Genomic DNA, 17,240 nt, shown 5'->3' on the forward strand with positions numbered 1-17,240 from the left:
CATGCACGCCCCCTGGCAGCAAACGCCATTGAGACGCGCACCTCCTATAGTTAATCAGCGAAGTGCGCCCGCTTTCCTTCTTGATAAAAACGATAACGCCCGGCTTAAAGCCGGGCGTTATGGGGTAACACTTGTAAACCTTTACCAGCGATATTTCACACTGCCGATAATGCTGCGTGATTCGCCGTAGTAGCACCAAAAATCAGATTCACAACTCGCCACATACTCTTCATCGGTAATGTTGTTAACGTTGATCTGCGCCGTCCAACTTTCATTGATATCATAGCTTGCCATGGCATCGCTCACGGTATAACTAGGCACTTCAATAGTTGGACCGCCTGAGCTTTCGCCGACATGACGAATACCAGCGCCAACTTTCAAGCCATCCACGATCGTGCCTTGGAAGTCATAGTCGAGCCAGGCCGATACTTGATGACGTGGAATTAGACTCTTACGCTGACCTTTTTCGCCCTCAGCGTCAGTATAAGTATAGGCAGCAGTCAGTTGGAGTTGATCGGTCAAATAACTGACACCTTCTACTTCAAATCCTTGGGAGGTCTGTGTACCAGTTTGCTCCTGACGACTTCCCGTTGTTGAAGTCACTAAACTATTGCGCTGCTCTAAGTCAAAGACTGCAGCTGTTACATAGCCATCCCAAGCAGGCGGAGCAAACTTAACCCCAAGCTCCCACTGCTCACCTTCCAATGGTTCGTAAAGATCTCCACCATCGTCAACGCTGGTTTGCGTCTCAAAAGACTCTGTGTAGCTTAGGTAAGGGTTAATGCCATGGTTCCCCAGATACATCACACCACCGGACCAAGAGACCTGATTATCATCAGCCCGCTCCGTTGCTCCAGTAGTGCGATTGGCGCTGTCAGTTTCTGCCTGATCGTAGCGAACAGCTCCCAGCAGCACCCAACGGTCATCAATACGCAACTGATCCTGTACATAAAAGCCAAGTTGCTCTTTATCGATCTGGCGGCGTTCTAATTGGTCGTCGGGGACAGAAACGATATCTCCTTGCGGATCGAAGATATCGACGGTGTCATAACCAGAAAAATCACTGTCGAATTGTTTATCATCGAGACTTAGGTCTTGGTAGTCCACCCCGAACAGCAAAGTATTTTCAGTACGATCTGTATACCACTTACCTACCATACGATTATCAATCGTAAAACTGTCGATCTCACCATCACGTTGTAGATGACCGCGCGAAGCTGTTTGCTCATCAATGCGTGAGAGGATGTAGGTGCTACGCAAATCCAAATCGAGATGGCTATAACGAAAATCCTGCTCGAATTTCCACGTGTCATCGAGCTGATGTTTGAATTCGTAGCCGACGGACGTCTGAGTACGTTCGTCCTTGTCGTAGTTGGGTGCACCATAGTTAGTTTGCGGGTCCACCTTACCAAAAGGCGTATTATCTACAGTACCGTAGGGGAGTTTGAAAGGGTTGACCGGGACACCGTCGTCCTTCTGGAAGCTTGCAAGTAACGTCAGCTGTGTATCGTCGGATAAATCCCACTCGAGGCTCGGCGCAAAGTAATAACGCTCGTTCTCGGTGTCGTTTAAATCCCCGTCGCGTTCCTTGTATAACCCAACGACACGATAACGTACATCACCACTCTCGGTAACTGGACCTGATGTATCAAAACCCAACTGCCGGTGATCACGGTTGCCCGCCTGTATTTCAATTTCCCCTCTTTGTTCATTGGTAGGACGCTTGCTTACTGCGTTGATCAGCCCCCCAGAAGGTGCCTCGCCATAAAGGATAGATGCAGGGCCCTTAAAGACCTCGACCCTCTCCAAACCATAAGTTTCAGGTAACCACTGATAATAACCGGTGCGATAGAGACGAAGGCCATCTAAATAGGTGGCCTGGTCAAACCCACGAATCTTAAACCAATCTGTATTGTTGTCAGATCCATAATGGCCGGAAAGCACACCAGAGCGATATCGGAACGCCTCGTCGAGTTGCTGGACGTTACGATCATCAAGCTCTTCACGATTCACAATAGACACCGGACGTGGAGTCTCTGCCAGCGGTGTATCCACCTTGAGCGCAGTGGCCGTCACCACGGTGGTGCCAGTGTTGATGGTTTCTTCTTGAGCTAGTGCGGCCAGCGGCGCGACGCTTAGCATTCCGCCTAGCGACACAAACAACGAACGACGAATAGCAGCGGGTAACGGCGCAACAGAAAAGAGCATGGTTTGACGGGGCATGGGAGAGTCTCAACGGGTATGAGGTTGTCATTGGGATGATAAGGCGAATGATACGGATTTTTATTCACAGCCACAATAAGCAAAATGAGTCAATATAGGCTTGTGGAACGGTGTGTTTCACGACAGGAGGGCTAAGAAAGAAACGCTAAGAAACGCAAGCAAAAAACGCCAAATATGCTTCTAAGAGAGGCATGGCGGATGATATGACTTGAAAATGATGGGCATAATAGGACTTGAACCTAAACCAAGCGATATCAGTGCACGGCGCCCCCGGCGGGACATAAATCTTCTTCGTTCCCGTCACCTGTGCCGGCTGACCTATATGGGGCTGGACGGACAGCAGCTATCGGTAGATTCCCTTGGCAACCCCCTCTCGGAGGTTCACAAGCAGGTATGCTGAGGTTGCTCCATGCAGCCAAGGCCTTAACCATATCAAGCCGAAAGCGCCTAGCTCTCAGTCGTCCAGCGTTCTCAGGCGCATCACCTTGCCGTCCGGCTCGTCGGTCGCCACGTAGATCCATCCCTCCGGGCCTTGCTCGACATCGCGAATTCGTACGCCTAGCGGGATGCGCTCATCATTGGTTACCTCCTCGCCATCCAGGGTGATGCGCACCAAACCCTGCTCCGTAAGCCCACCAATCAGCATGTCGCCCTGCCAATCGGCAAACTTGTCGCCAGTATAGAAGATCATGCCGGACGGCGAGATCACGGGGGTCCACTGCATGACCGCATTTGCATACTCGCCGTTTTCGGAAGGATCGGGAATCTCCTCACCGCTATAGTGCTTGCCCCAACTTACCTCGGGCCAGCCATAGTTCTTACCGGCCTGGGGACGATTGAGCTCGTCACCGCCCAGCGGCCCCATTTCGGCGACCCACAGCTCGCCCGTATCGGGGTGGATAGCGGCACTTTCAATGTTGCGATGGCCGTAGGACCAGATCTCATCGCGGGCGTCGTCCTGATCAACGAAAGGGTTGTCCGCGGCTGCCGAACCGTCATGGTTGAGGCGAACGATGGTGCCCAAGTGGTTGGACAGGTCCTGGGCCGGATCGAACAGGAAGCGCTCACCCAAGGTGAAGAAGAGCGTTTCATCGCCGCTGAAGACGATGCGCCCTCCGAAATGGTTCTCTTCGTCGACCTTGGGCTCCTGACGGAAGATCACCTCGAAGTCTTCAAGCTTGCCTTCTTCGAGGCGGCCGCGGCCGAGCGCAGTGGACGCGCCCTCCTCGCCGGGCTCGGCGAAGGAAAGATAGACCCAACGGTTCGAGGCGAAGTCCGGATGCAGCGCAACATCAAGCAGGCCGCCCTGTCCGCGGTTGAAGACATCTGGCACCCCCTCGATCGGATCGGATAACTTCTCGTCCTTCGAAAGGATGCGCAGACGCCCCTCGCGCTCGGTAATCAGCATTCGCTCGTCGGGCAGAAAAGCCATGCCCCAAGGATGCACAAGACCCTCTACAACGGTTTCAATGGCAATGGCGCCAGCCTCGGTCTGCACGGATTCATCCGGCTGCGCCAAGACAAGCGGGGACGTCAGCATGGCGGTAGCCGCAAGACCCATGGTCGCGTGGGTGTAATGTTTCATGGTAAGCAATCTCCATGATGGTGATTTTTGCAAATGTCTCCTGGCCCTGCCTTACGCAGAGGGAGGATCAGCTTCCGGTGCAGGCAGCCCAACAGCATATCGAACTCGGAGAGCCACGATGCCCTTGCCCACCCCGGCGGCGAACGAGGCAATAGCGAAAAAGACCACGATGGCGACGGCCGAGCCGTAGAAAACAATCGAATTGGGGGGATCCTGCGGAGGTTGGGACCGAGACTCATCGGGGCATACACCATGCTACTCTCCTTGTAGAGAATGAAGATGCCTTACGATTTAATGCCGCTACACAAACACCTTCTTACCTTATCAATATTCGATCTCGGCAAGGGGTTCTCGGATGTCAGCTCCGCCTTAGCAAGCGGTCCGTGCGGGCCTACGCTTATAACTCATATCTCATGAGGATAGGTGGGGAAATTGAGGCTGTCCAAGAAATGAAAAGATAGTTGGGCCCCCAAGCATCATCATTGGCCTGGAGCTGCTGACACAGCACGCAGGATGCAAAAGGCGCTTAAGGAGAAGAGAATAAATGCGTTATCGCAACGTTGCTGCGTGTCAGCAACCAAATCTCAATTAAAAACTGAAGAAAAATGAAGCTTGGAGGGGAGGAAACTGCCAAATTTAAATGGTGGGCCCAGTAGGACTTGAACCTACGACCAAGGGATTATGAGTCCCCTGCTCTAACCAACTGAGCTATAGGCCCGAAAAGCGTGCATATAATAGCGAATGTAGGGGGGCGAGGCTACCCCTATGGAGCTATCTTCGTGCAGGAATGGCACTTTTTGGGTATTTGCCGGTCTTGAGGGAAGTCCTTTATGCGGAGACGCGCTGTGAAAGCTTTGTTTGCTCTTATTCCCTTGCTGTTAACGCTGCCGGTGCAGGCTGACTGGCAGCTCGACCCGGGCCAGTCGCGCGTACAGGCCACCATTACTCAGCTTGATGGCGCAAGTCCTCAAACGCATCACCACCAGGTGCGCGATTTACAGGGCGATATATCGCCAGATGGCACGCTGCGCCTGCCACTTAAACTCAGCCAGACCGACCTGCTATCGCGCTTTAGCGATCTCCCCCCGTGGGTGGGACTATTGGCTAATACGACGCTGGTCACGCTGACCGCCCAGATGGCCCCCGAGCGGCTGGATGCACTGGATATCGGCGAGTCGCTGGTGGAAACACTGACGTTCCGCATGCAGGCAGACGGGGTCAATCAGCAGGAGCCAGTGCCGTTGCGCTTTACCCGAGAAGGCATTAATCAGGTTCGCGTTACCCATGCAGAACCCATGGCGATAGATGGTAGAGCCCTGATGGCAAACAGCACGGTGCGTACCGTGCTGTCGTTGCTGGGTTATCAACAGATTGACGAGCATGTGCCCGTCACCCTGAATGCGCTGTTAGTGAATCGCTAAGGGTACCTTACTCATTGCTAAGGGCCTCAATACTCAGGATTTAGTGCTAAGGAGTCAGTGCCTCTATGTCTCCCGATTGGGCTTCGCCCGTTTGTACACGCCATTGGGCGGCGTAATGGCCGTTAGCCGCCAATAGGGATGCGTGGGTGCCACGCTCGGACACTTGGCCCTTTTCAATCACCACGATTTCATCGGCATGCACAATGGTGGATAGCCGGTGGGCTATCATGATGACCGTGCGGCCATGGGCAATGCGTTTAAGCGAACGCTGGATGGCCGCTTCGGTTTCGTTATCCACCGCGCTGGTGGCTTCATCCAGCACCAAAATCGGCGGATCTTTCAATAATGCCCGCGCTAGCGACAACCGCTGCCGCTGACCGCCGGAAAGGCGCACACCCCGCTCGCCCACTGGCGTATCCACCCCTTGTGGCAGCGTTTCGATAAAGCTCCACGCTTCTGCAGTTTTGGCAGCATCGATGATAGCCGCTTCATTGGCCTCAGGCTTGCCGTAGGCAATATTGTCGCGAATGCTGCCCTCGAAAAGGTAAACGTCCTGACTGACCAGCCCAATCGCTTGGCGAAGCGAATGCATACTCACCTCGGTAATGGGCTGTCCATCGATCAACACACGTCCGTTTACCGGATCATAGAAACGTAGCAGCAGCTTGATCAATGTCGATTTACCGGAGCCGGTAGCCCCTACCAGCGCTAAGGTATTGCCGGCCGGTACGTATAGATTTACCCCGTTAACGCCCACTTGACTGGACTGATACGCAAAACTTACCCCCTCAAAACTTACCTCGCCTTGGACAGGTTCAGATAAGGGAGTACGACTATCGTCTTTCACGGTAATGGGCACTTCCAACAGGTCGAGAATACGTTTAGTGCTAGCCATGGCGCGCTCGAACAAATCGATCACCTGGGCAAGGCCGGTCAATGGCCACAGCAAACGCTGGGTCAAAAATACCAGCACACCATAAGCCCCCACGTTTAAGCTACCGTTCAGCGCCATCATTCCACCGACGGTAAAGGTGGCTAGAAAGCCCGCTAGAATCGCCATTCTAATGACTGGAATAAATGCCGAGCTAATTTTAATCGCCCGTCGGTTGGCATCGACATACGCTTCGCTGGCATCGCGTAGCCGATCAGCCTCGCGCGCCTCGCTGGTAAAGCTTTTAATCGTGGCGATGCCGTTGAGGTTATTGGAAAGACGGCTGGACAAATCGCCCACTTTTTCCCGCACATCGCTGTATAGCGGCCCTGCCCTGCGCTGAAAGAAGAAAGCCCCCCAAATAATCAGCGGAATGGGGGTAAACGCCAACAGCGCAATCAGCGGAGAAAGCACAAAAAACACCGCGCCTACCACCACCACGGTCACTATGACCTGAATCAGCGAGTTCGCGCCGCCATCCAGAAATCGCTCCAACTGATTCACATCGTCATTCATGGTGGCCACGAGTTGGCCAGAGCTTTTGGATTCAAAGAACGCCATGTCGAGCCGCTGGGCATGCTCGTAAGTGTCCTGGCGCATATCCGCCTGAAGCCGCTGAGCTAAGTTACGCCACAAGATTTGAAACAAATATTCAAACAGTGACTCTCCCGCCCAGATAAAGAATGTCAGTACCGCCAGCATGGTAATCTGCTGCTGAGGAGTCTCAAAACCCAAACTAGCGACAAAACTCTGCTCCTGGTTCACCACCACATCAATGGCGACACCAATCAAAATTTCTGGCGCAATATCAAACAGCTTGTTGATAACCGAACACGTGGTGGCGGCAATAATGCGACGCCGGTACCCCTTGGCGTAACGCAATAGTCGCAATAGGGCATGAAAGCTATGGGTGGAAGAGGACACAAACATTCCTTTCTAAAGGCATTGTTAGGTGGTAAAGCAGGAGTTGAATAGCGTAACCGAGCTACCCTTACCAGTAACGCGTCGTCTACTGATGATTATCAAAAGGGCTTGCTGACTGGCAAGCCCATACTAACGGGATGAAGGGCGGCATCAAGCCACGACGGCGGAGCGACGCACATTAGCGAGTAGCGGGCTGCCGGTATCCGGGTCGGTAAGCAGCGTGCAGTCTACCTGGTAGAGCTTGCGCACCAGCTGGGGTGTCACCACCTCCGCCGGTGGGCCCTGATCAACGATCTTGCCATCGCACATGGCAATTAGATGGTCGGCATAGCGGCAAGCGCTGGCCAAATCGTGCAGCACCATCACCACTGTTCGCCCATGCCCGGCCAAGTGGCGCACCAACTCAAACACTTCGATTTGATGGCCAAGGTCCAAGGCCGAGGTAGGCTCATCAAGCAACAGTAGCGGTGTTTGCTGAGCAATCGTCATGGCGATCCAGGCACGCTGGCGTTGCCCTCCCGACAGCGAATCGATTGGCCGGTCGGCCAGTGATTCAAGTCCCGCGGCTATGAGGGCATGTTGAACGACGCGCTGATCCTCCGCTGACCACTGACGCAGCCACCCCTGGTGGGGCTGACGACCAAACCGAATAAGCTCGGTCACGGTGAGTCCCTCAGGGGCCATCGCCTCCTGGGGCAGCAATGCCAGTTGAGTGGCGAGCTGACGGGAAGGCAGGCGCTGAATGTCTTCGCCGTTTAGCACTACGCTGCCGCCCTCGGGCTTGTGCAATCGAGCAAGCCCTGAAAGCAGAGTCGATTTACCACACCCGTTTGGCCCCACGATCGCCGTTACTTTGGCACCAGGCAGGCTGACATCCAGGTCGTCGATAACCCGTCGCGTCCCGTAGCCCATGCAAAGCGCTTGCGTTGCAAGGCTTGGTGGGGTTCGAAAATCATTCATGCGTGACTCCGTTGCGGCCGCATCAAAATCCATAAAAGCCAGGGGCCGCCAATAATCGCGGTCACAATGCCTACCGGTAGCTCAATCGGTGCCAGCAACGTGCGCCCGGCCAAGTCGGCCAGCACCATGATCAGGGCGCCTGCCAGTGTGGCAGCAACGATAGGCACATGCCGGGTTGTGGAAAGTGACCGAGCAATTTCCGGTCCAATAAGCCCCACCATTCCCACAGGCCCGGCAACGGCTACCGCTAACGCCGTCAAGACGACTGACAGCAACAGTATCTGAATGCGGCGCAGCTTAGTATTGACACCCAGCCCACTGGCCGTGGCTTCCGAAAAGCGAAGGATGGTTAACGAGCGGGCCAGCGCCAGCGCCGCCACAAAACCTAGCACTAGGCCAATGGCCAATAGCTGAACCGAGCCACCGGAGCGAGCGTTGAGCGACCCCACTGTCCAGGGATAGGCTGCATTGGCTGTGTCGATGGGCACCCGCGCGAGCAGTAATTGAGTGATAGCCCCGAACACGGCGCCCACACCAATACCCGCGACGATAAAGCGATATCCCTGCGTGCCGCTACCGGCGGCCAGCCCAAAGGTCAGCACGGCGGCAGTTACCGCACCGGTTAGGGCCATGGCAGAGGGTGCCAAGGACACGCTCATCCCCACTACCGACGCGACAGCAAATGCGGTGGCACCGTTATCAATACCGATAATGCCCGGGGTGGCCAGGCGATTACGCGCCAACGTCTGCATGAGGATACCGGCCAGGGCGAACGCGCCGCCGGTCAGGCAGGCCGCCATCAGGCGCGGCAGACGCAACTCCTGCACCATGAACATGGTCATCATATCGCCCTGCCCAAGTAATGCGCTGATCACGTCACGAGGATCAAGCGTCAAGCTACCTAGGCAAAGATAGGCGATTACTGCCAGAACCAGCGCTAATACAAGCCCGCTATTGACCCACACGGCACGGCGCTCGATCAGAATATTTCTACCCTTATGGCTAGGTTCGCTCCACCGCCAGTAACCACTGGGTGGTTTTATCGCCATGTCATCCTCCGTGGACATCCCCATAGAGGGCGCTCTGGATACCAGCGCAGCGGCGCTATGTTTCCTGAAGTCAGGTTTTAACCAGCGAAGCGTCATAAACAAGCTCATAACATGGGTAACCGGCGGGCACGCACAGCGGCTATCAGCACTGGCGCCCCGCAGAGGGCGGTAAGTACGCCAAGCGGCAGCTCTGAAGGCGCCACCACCACCCGCGAAATGATATCGGCCGCCAATATTATTAAGGGACCAATCGGAAGGCAGAACCATAAAGTACGACGGATATCAGGTCCGGCAAAGGCGCGGGCAATAAACGGCACCACCAGTCCAACAAAGATGATGGGGCCGGCAATCGCGGTGGCTGCGCCTACCAGTAGCGCAACGCAGAGTATTACCAGCGCCCGAATAAGCTGGGGGTGATGACCAAGCCCGGTGGCCATACGCTCACCTAGCGCCAGCGCTGATAAGGGGCGCGCTATAAGGACAATCAACAGCGTACAAAACGCCATGGACGGCAAAATGGCCCACAGGTCTTCCAGGCGGCGACCGGCCAGACTGCCTATTACCCAAAAGCGGACTTCATCGGCCGAGCGCTGATCGAACAGCAACATCAAGGAAGTCAGCGCCCCTAGCAAGGCCGAAAAGGCTGCGCCTGCCAGCACAAGGCGTATGGGATCATTGCCTACGCCGCGCCAATGGGCGACACCCAATACGCACAAGCACCCCACCAGCGCGCCCAACTGAGCCACCGAAATGCGTAACGAGGCTGCGCTCGCGCCAAGTACCAGCGCCAGCGCGACAGCAAAGGCCGCGCCTGCACTAACCCCCAACAGGCCGGGTTCGGCCAGTGGATTACGCGCGACCGCCTGTAGCAACGCCCCCGAGACGCCCAACGCCATGCCCACCGCGATACCAATTAGCGTGCGCGGTGCGCGCAGCTCCCACACCACGAAATATGCCTCGCTGTCCTCACGGCCGAGTAGCATTGAAAGCACCTGTGAGGGTGAAACGTTACCGGCACCGATGAGTAGACTAACGAGACTCACCGCCACTAGGGCGGTGAGTAAACATAACAGTAGTGTGCGCTGATCAACGCGCTGCGCTCTTGCGAGCACTTTCATGACCATTCCTTCACGAGTGAACCTTTATCATCATGGCCGCTACCGCCGTAGCGACAGCAGTTATGGCAAGAGTGCTTCTTCGATGTCGTTCAATATGACCTGAGCGGCAAGAGGACCTGAGGCACTGCTCCACACTTGCCCGTTGACGGGCACCACATGATTTTGCTCCACCACATTCAAGCGTGTAAAGGCGCTGCTTTGTTTTGCCGCATCCAGCGCCTGCTGCCCTTCTTCATTGAGGGTAGCCAGAAATAGCCAGTCGCCGTCAATCAATGAAAGGTTCTCAAGACTCAAAATATCGCTGTGTGCGCTGCCTTCGTTGACTAGACCATCGTCGTTCACTTCAAGGCCGGTGGAAGCGAGAATGCCCGTTGAGAACAGTTTTGATGACATGACCATGGGGCCAGCGGGCATCCAGCGTGCCAGGTACGCTGTGCCACCTACATTAGCGCTCTTGAGACGCTCGTTAATCTCTGCGGCACGCTGTTCAATCTGCTCAAGCGCGTCATCAATGTCGGCTTCTTTGCCCAGGGCCTGCCCATAAACACGCGATTCTTCTTTCCAACCATCCCGCGACAGGCCGTTTGAATCTGGCACCACGGTAGGGGCGATGCGCGACAGTAGTCGATACTGCTCTTCGGGGAGTTGGGGAGCGGCAAGAATCAAGTCAGGTTGCAGGCGCAGCACGGCTTCGATATTGGTCTCGCGGGCAACCCCGACCATTTCAAGCTCGCCGGTATCGATATGCTCACTCATATAAGCAGCGACGTCGTTACCGCCACGCGTGGCGATCGCGCCAATCGGCGTTACCCCAGCGGCCACCGCCGCATCCAATGCACCTTCGTACAGCGCCACAACGCGTTCAGGCGAGTCAGGCACCTCTACTGCTCCAAACGCGGTATCCAGCTCTCGCGCTTGAGCATTAGCGATGAGACTACTTAGTAGCACACCTGTTAAACCATGACGCAGTACCTTACTCAGCATTGATATCTCCCTACCCTGGATTGACAAAAACGAGCTTCACGTTGTTAACGGTTTAAGCATTATCAGCAACGATATATCAATCAATAGTAACGATTCTCAAAATCAGTTGCATCAAGATTTCTTCGAATTTAATGTTCCGTTATTTGCAACATGCAGACGAGAACAACCCAGTCATCTAAGTTCCATTAGCAGCAACAAATCGTTCCACTTAAAAAATATCGATTTTTCCAGGTAACCAAACTAAAATCCTTTTCGCTTTTGATAATCAATACCATTAGAAAAAACCTATCATTACCAGGGGGATTGCAATGCTTGGCTTTACTCAGAAAAAGCTGGCTAGTGCCATTACGTTGGCGGCTATCGCCACGACAGGCGTACAGGCTCAAGATAATACTGCGCTTGATAATATGGTCGTAACCGCGACGGGCTACGAGCAAACGCTGAACAGTGCCCCTGCCAGTATTTCTGTCGTCACCCGTGATGAACTGGAGCAGCAACAGTTTTCCAGCATTGCCGAAGCCATTGCGGATGTGCCGGGCGTTGATGTCCGAGCAGGCACCGGCAAAACCGGCGGCTATAACATTTCCATTCGCGGCATGCCTAGCGAATATACGCTGGTGCTGATTGACGGGCGCCGCCAGAATACCTCGGGGGATGTGACGCCTAACGGCTTTGGCGAAACCTCGACCAGCTTCATGCCGCCGCTATCGGCTATTGAGCGTATTGAAGTTATTCGTGGCCCGATGTCTACCCTGTACGGCTCCGATGCTATGGGCGGCGTCATTAATATTATCACCCGCCGAATCGGGAGCGACTGGGCAGGCTCCGTGACGGTTGAAAACACCTTCCAGGAAGATCGTAACGCGGGCAACAGTTCAGCCATCAACCTCTACGCTTCCGGCCCGCTGGTAGAAGACGCGCTAGGTCTCCAACTGCGTGGCCGCGTCTTTGACCGCGATAGCTCTCAGCGCATGGTCGAGGACAGCGTAGGGCGCGATCCGCGACCGTCTGAAGCGCGCATATATTCGTTTGGAGGTCGTTTAAATCTCACCCCAGACGACGCCAACGAGCTGTGGATAGACGCAGAGCGCGCACGCCAGGTTTACGATAACAGTGACTGTCGTCTGGGCAGCTTAGATGGCCTGGTACGCAGCGACTGCGCAACGCCTGCACCCGATATGGCCTACGGCTATGAGGATGAACTGCGCTTTAACCGAGACCAGCTTGCCATCGGCCACACCGGCCGCTTTGCGGCAGGCACACTGGACAGCAGTATTACCCGCACCGAGACCGAGTCGTTGGGGCGTACCTTGGTCGCAGGCCGTGCGCCCGAGTTCGGTTATGAAGCGGAGAACGGCGACCAACGGACGCTTAAGAATCGCGACTTGGTCATCGACAGCAAATTTGTGGCACCGCTAGAGGATCATATGGTTACCGTCGGCGGTCAGTACATTGACGCTGAGCTAACCGATGCAATCGCGGGTAACGAAAATTTCAGCCAGTCTAGCTGGGCGCTGTTTCTTGAAGATGAATGGCTGCTACGCGACGACTTAGCGTTAACCCTGGGTGGCCGCTACGAGCGTCACAATGCCTTTGGCGGCCACTTTAGCCCCCGCAGTTACCTAGTATGGAACACTACCCCTCAATGGACCTTGAAAGGCGGTATCAGCCAAGGCTACAAAACACCCACCCTTAACCAACTTCACGATGGTGTGAACAGTTTCGGCAATCAAGGACTTACCGTAGGTCTTGGCTCTCCTGACCTGAAGCCCGAAAAGAGCACCAACTACGAATTAGGCGCCATTTACGACAATCTCGACGGTTTCTCACTCAGCGCCACGGCCTTCTTTACCCAGTTTCGTGATCGTATTGCCAACGGCGACGACCTGCCCAACTGCCAGTACATCGATTCTGATGGCAATCAGCCCTTTGCCAATGCCGCCAACTGTTTGAGTGTCGGCAACTTTACCTTTCAAGATAGCTTTGGCCAGTCGGTTAACGTTGACCGGGCTGAAACCCGTGGTATCGAGCTGACCAGCCGCTATCAGTTCGCGCCGGCCTGGACCATCAGTGGCGGCTACACCTATACCGACACCGAAATTACGTCGGGTGCGAATGAAGGCCAGGCGCTTACCAACGTGCCTAAACACAAGCTGACCGCTGACCTTAACTGGGCCATCAATGACCGCTGGAACACAGCGCTTGAAGGCGAATACTACGCGTCACGAGAACGCTTTAGCGGCAATGTAACAGGCTCTTCAGCCGCCCTGGTCGATCAACTAGGCAATCATCTGGACGGCTACGCACTGTTTAACCTGAGAAGCTCTTACCAGTTTTCCGATAATGTTCGTCTAACAGGCACCGTTTACAATCTCTTCGACAAGGACTTCTCAACCTACGATACCTACGAATACGATGGGGATAACTATGTCGCCTATCGTTATACTGATACCTATCGCGCGACTAATGGCGTCGCATTAGACGGCCGCAGTCTCTGGGTATCTGCCACGTACGATTTTTAATCAGCGCTTGCTCGCCACGTTCCTTCTACTGATTCGAGACCCTGCTTATGCCCCGGCCAATAACCGGGGCTTTTTTACCTCCCCAGCCGCTAGTGTTCTATCTGAGCCAGGTGTTCTTCTCTTTTATGGCGCCCTCTGTAACAGAACGCTATGCACTAATAAATTGAGCTATAAAAAATCACGAAATTATTGCTGTTGCGTACAACACAACGACATGTTCATTTTTTCTCTCTCGATCTATGGAACCTTTAGCAATAGAATCAAAATCACATATGAGAATATTTCACATATGACAATATTATTCACAAAGTAGAACGCACTATCATTACAAGGGATACAAATGGCTTATCTTTCACGTCGCGCCTTGGCTAATGCCGTTAGCCTGTCTTCGATAGCAATTGCTGCCGCTGCTTCTGCCCAAGAAAGCACGTCACTTGATCCTGTTGTTGTCACCGCCTCCGGTTTCGAGCAGTCCATTGCTGACGCCCCAGCCAGTATTTCGGTTATTAGCGGCGAAGAACTGAATCGCCAGTCCTATAGTGATATTACGGATGCAGTTAAAAATATCCCGGGTGTTTATGTGTCAGGGGGCGGGGAATCTCAAGACATCAGCATCCGCGGAATGGACAATAGCTACACACTGTACTTGATTGATGGCCGCCCCATTTCAGCCGGAAGAGCCGTCAATACCAACGGGCAGGACGAAGGCAAGCAGATTGGCCTCCCTCCTATTTCAATGATTGAGCGTGTTGAAGTCATCCGTGGTCCCATGTCCTCGCTATATGGCTCGCAGGCGATGGGTGGCGTTATTAACATTATTACCAAACGCGTGCCGGATGAGTGGGCGGGGCAGGTGGTCACTGAATACACCCACTCTCTCAACGACATCAATAACGACTCACAACAGGTCAGCTTCTATACAGGGGGTGCTCTGATCGAAGGGTTGCTCGGCTTACGCGTTCACGGCAGTTGGCGTGGAACGGAAGAGAGCGATTACGAAGGCGGTGGTGACAACGCTGAAAGTACGCCTGACAGCGATACTCGCCAGATAGGCGCCGAGCTTACCCTGACTCCCGATGAGCTGAACAAATACAGTTTGGGCTACACTTCTTCCACAAAAGAATACACCCATACGCCTGGCCGCAGTATTCCGGAAACTGATAGTAGGGGGAACCCTACTAGCGCCAGCACCTATCGCTATGACAAAGATGTATTCACTCTCGGCCATAAAGGCACGTACGGTGCCTTTGTTACAGACACCTACCTACAGCATGATATTTCAGAGCGGGTAAATACGACGCCTGATGAAAAGCGCGAGGAAGTCACGACTTTCAACAACCAGTCGACCTACTTCTGGGGAGACCATATGTTGACCTTCGGTGGCCAGTACCGCGTTGAAGATCTCGTCGATGACACCAATGGGCTTCTTGGCAATAGTCCAACTGCCATGCGTAGCGTTGATCGCTGGATTGCTGCGCTGTTTGTCGAGATGGAATGGAGTCTTACAGATGCCTTCAGTGTTACAACCGGTATGCGTTACGACGACGATGAGCTATTCGGCGGCCACCTGTCTCCGCGTGTGTATGCTAACTACCACTTAACGCCTGAGTGGACGCTCAAAGGCGGTGTATCTACTGGGTACTCCCAGCCAGGTCTGGCCGCTGCGACTGAAGGCTTTGGCCGAGGAACAGGAGGTGCTGGTTCCCCTGCCTCACATGCACGCGCGTTGATTATTGGTAATGAAAATCTCGATCCTGAAACCAGCACCAACTATGAAGCCGGATTTGTCTTTACTAGCGACGATCGCCGTCTTACCTCAAGCATGATGCTGTTTCATACCCAGTTTGAAGATAAGATAGCGGAAGACCGCTACTGCGACACTGCAGGTGCCGATCGCAACGATCCTTCCACTTGGGAGTGCCCATACGCCGGTAACGAGTATGTATTCATCAGCACTTACCGCAATATTGATGAAGCTGAAATGCAGGGTGTTGAGTTCACACTAGACTATGACGTTACCCAAGATGTACGCCTAAGCTCTAGTTATACCTATACCGACTCCGAGCAGAAATCAGGTGAATTTGCTGGCGAGCCTTTAAACAAGATCCCCGAGCATATGTTCAACCTCGGTGTCGATTGGCAGGCAACACCTGAATTGAATTTATGGACACAGGGCAATTACCGTGGTTCCACAAGCGATTACCTGTCACGCACTAGCATGGGCGAGGGCACACCAGGGTATGGTTTTGTGGATGCTGGTTTGGTTTATAGCCTGACTGACCGCGCACAAGTCAAAGCTGGCCTCTATAACATCGCCAACAAAGAGGTGACTAATGATGAGTATGGCGTGGTATTAGATGGCCGTCAGTACAACCTAGGCTTAACGTTCGATTTCTAGTGCCTGCTTAACTTGCCATGCTTGCTCGTTTCCTCTGCCCCGCTTATGTGCGGGGCTTTTTAATTTAATTAAGCTTAACTAAAAAAGGCAACAACAAGCAATTCTTAAATGCTAATTATTTTCATTACTATCATTGACTGGCATAATGGGACCATTATGTCCTCGGCGGTTTCTTATGTACGACTTTGACGAACTCAATGCTTTTGCAACGGTCATGACGACCGGCAGCCTGACGCGCAGTGCGCAGTCCATGGGCCTGGCCAAATCGACGCTCAGTCGGCGCATCAGCCAACTGGAAACTCGTCTTAATCAGCCCCTGCTTCGTCGTCAGGCCAATCGCCTGATCCCGACCGAAGCGGGTCTGCTTTTCCATACCTATTGCAGAGAACTGCTAGCACTGGCGGCTAACAGTCAGGAAGCGCTGGCCGAACTCAAGGAAGATATCAGCGGACAATTAACGCTCAAGGTACATGCCTCACTGACGCGAAGCTGGGCGAGTGCGGTGATTAATGATTTTGTGCATCAACATCCACACATTGAGCTGACCCTGCAGACGCTAGAAGCGCTGCCTACCTCTCCCGATAGCCACTGCGTGCATATTTGGCTTGGCGAACTGAGTGAATGCGGTCTTCATCAGGAACCGGTAGGCGAGCTTAAGCGCGGGCTTTACAGCAGCCCTGACTACCGTGACGCCTCGACGCTACCCAGCCACCCCAACGAGCTAGATCAATACGCCTGGGTCGATTTGCTCGGTACGACCCAGGAGGGTTTGTCGTTGTGTCATCGCGACGGCGAAACGCTGTCGTTTCAGCCCCCTCGCTCACGCCTGCGAGTGGATCTAGCACTATTACATATGGACGCCATCGCTCGTGGCCAGGGCATTGGCGTTTTGCCCCACTGGCTGGTACAGCAGCGCGAACGGCACCATCCGGGCGAGTTGATCGCCTGCCTGCCTGAATGGGCGCCACCACCGCTTCCCATCACGCTTCTTTACGCTTACGGCCATCAGCCTCGTCGCGTTCATGCCTTACTGGATTTTTTAAGGGCAAGCACACCCACTGAATGGAACAAGTAGCCGGAAAGCTATTTGAGTCAATCGCTTGCCAGTTAGGTGACTAATTAACG

At 54.1% G+C, this 17,240-nt stretch carries 11 protein-coding genes and 1 tRNA gene; 4 read left to right on the forward strand and 8 right to left on the reverse strand.

Annotation, left to right across the window (positions count from 1 at the left end; translation table 11 throughout):
- Positions 1-141: 141 nt before the first annotated feature.
- The 3 genes from ACFFLD_RS04525 to ACFFLD_RS04535 all read right to left on the reverse strand — a co-directional run bounded on the left by ACFFLD_RS04525 (position 142) and on the right by ACFFLD_RS04535 (position 4,526).
- Entirely contained in the window at positions 142-2,223 is a 2,082-nt protein-coding gene (locus ACFFLD_RS04525; protein ID WP_386037203.1) for a TonB-dependent siderophore receptor, read from the reverse strand.
- Positions 2,224-2,677: 454 nt separating this feature from the next.
- The gene (locus ACFFLD_RS04530; RefSeq protein WP_386037206.1) at positions 2,678-3,808 is read right to left on the reverse strand and encodes a PQQ-dependent sugar dehydrogenase; all 1,131 of its coding nucleotides are present in this window, start codon (positions 3,806-3,808) and stop codon (positions 2,678-2,680) included.
- Between the two features lie 641 nt (positions 3,809-4,449).
- Positions 4,450-4,526: transfer RNA gene (locus ACFFLD_RS04535), tRNA-Ile, on the reverse strand.
- Between the two features lie 112 nt (positions 4,527-4,638).
- Here ACFFLD_RS04535 and ACFFLD_RS04540 point away from each other — a divergent pair.
- Positions 4,639-5,229, forward strand: a complete 591-nt coding sequence (locus ACFFLD_RS04540) for a hypothetical protein (protein ID WP_386037209.1) — start codon at positions 4,639-4,641, stop codon at positions 5,227-5,229.
- 46 nt (positions 5,230-5,275) lie between these two features.
- On the opposite strand, the gene ACFFLD_RS04545 is transcribed toward ACFFLD_RS04540, so the two are convergent.
- From ACFFLD_RS04545 to ACFFLD_RS04565, 5 genes are all read right to left on the reverse strand, one after another.
- The gene (locus tag ACFFLD_RS04545; RefSeq protein WP_386037212.1) at positions 5,276-7,084 is read right to left on the reverse strand and encodes an ABC transporter ATP-binding protein; all 1,809 of its coding nucleotides are present in this window, start codon (positions 7,082-7,084) and stop codon (positions 5,276-5,278) included.
- A gap of 150 nt (positions 7,085-7,234) precedes the next feature.
- The gene (locus ACFFLD_RS04550) at positions 7,235-8,044 is read right to left on the reverse strand and encodes an ABC transporter ATP-binding protein (RefSeq protein ID WP_386037215.1); all 810 of its coding nucleotides are present in this window, start codon (positions 8,042-8,044) and stop codon (positions 7,235-7,237) included.
- On the reverse strand, positions 8,041-9,093 hold the full coding sequence (locus tag ACFFLD_RS04555) for a FecCD family ABC transporter permease (RefSeq protein WP_386037218.1): 1,053 nt from the start codon (positions 9,091-9,093) through the stop codon (positions 8,041-8,043). Before ACFFLD_RS04555 ends, ACFFLD_RS04550 begins: the two co-directional genes overlap by 4 nt.
- A gap of 104 nt (positions 9,094-9,197) precedes the next feature.
- Positions 9,198-10,211: a FecCD family ABC transporter permease gene (locus ACFFLD_RS04560; RefSeq protein WP_386037221.1), complete on the reverse strand. Its 1,014-nt coding sequence runs from the start codon at positions 10,209-10,211 to the stop codon at positions 9,198-9,200.
- Positions 10,212-10,271: 60 nt separating this feature from the next.
- Entirely contained in the window at positions 10,272-11,195 is a 924-nt protein-coding gene (locus tag ACFFLD_RS04565) for an ABC transporter substrate-binding protein (RefSeq protein ID WP_386037224.1), read from the reverse strand.
- Positions 11,196-11,503: 308 nt separating this feature from the next.
- On the opposite strand from ACFFLD_RS04565, the gene ACFFLD_RS04570 reads away from it, so the two are divergent.
- The 3 genes from ACFFLD_RS04570 to ACFFLD_RS04580 all read left to right on the forward strand — a co-directional run bounded on the left by ACFFLD_RS04570 (position 11,504) and on the right by ACFFLD_RS04580 (position 17,190).
- Positions 11,504-13,717: a TonB-dependent receptor domain-containing protein gene (locus ACFFLD_RS04570; protein ID WP_386037227.1), complete on the forward strand. Its 2,214-nt coding sequence runs from the start codon at positions 11,504-11,506 to the stop codon at positions 13,715-13,717.
- 340 nt (positions 13,718-14,057) lie between these two features.
- Positions 14,058-16,115 (forward strand): TonB-dependent receptor domain-containing protein, encoded by a 2,058-nt coding sequence (locus ACFFLD_RS04575; protein WP_386037230.1) that lies wholly within the window; start codon positions 14,058-14,060, stop codon positions 16,113-16,115.
- A 175-nt stretch (positions 16,116-16,290) separates the two neighbouring features.
- Positions 16,291-17,190, forward strand: a complete 900-nt coding sequence (locus ACFFLD_RS04580; RefSeq protein ID WP_386037233.1) for a LysR family transcriptional regulator — start codon at positions 16,291-16,293, stop codon at positions 17,188-17,190.
- The last annotated feature ends 50 nt before the right edge of the window (positions 17,191-17,240 follow it).

It is taken from the genome of Vreelandella sulfidaeris (assembly GCF_042429665.1).
Lineage (GTDB): Bacteria > Pseudomonadota > Gammaproteobacteria > Pseudomonadales > Halomonadaceae > Vreelandella.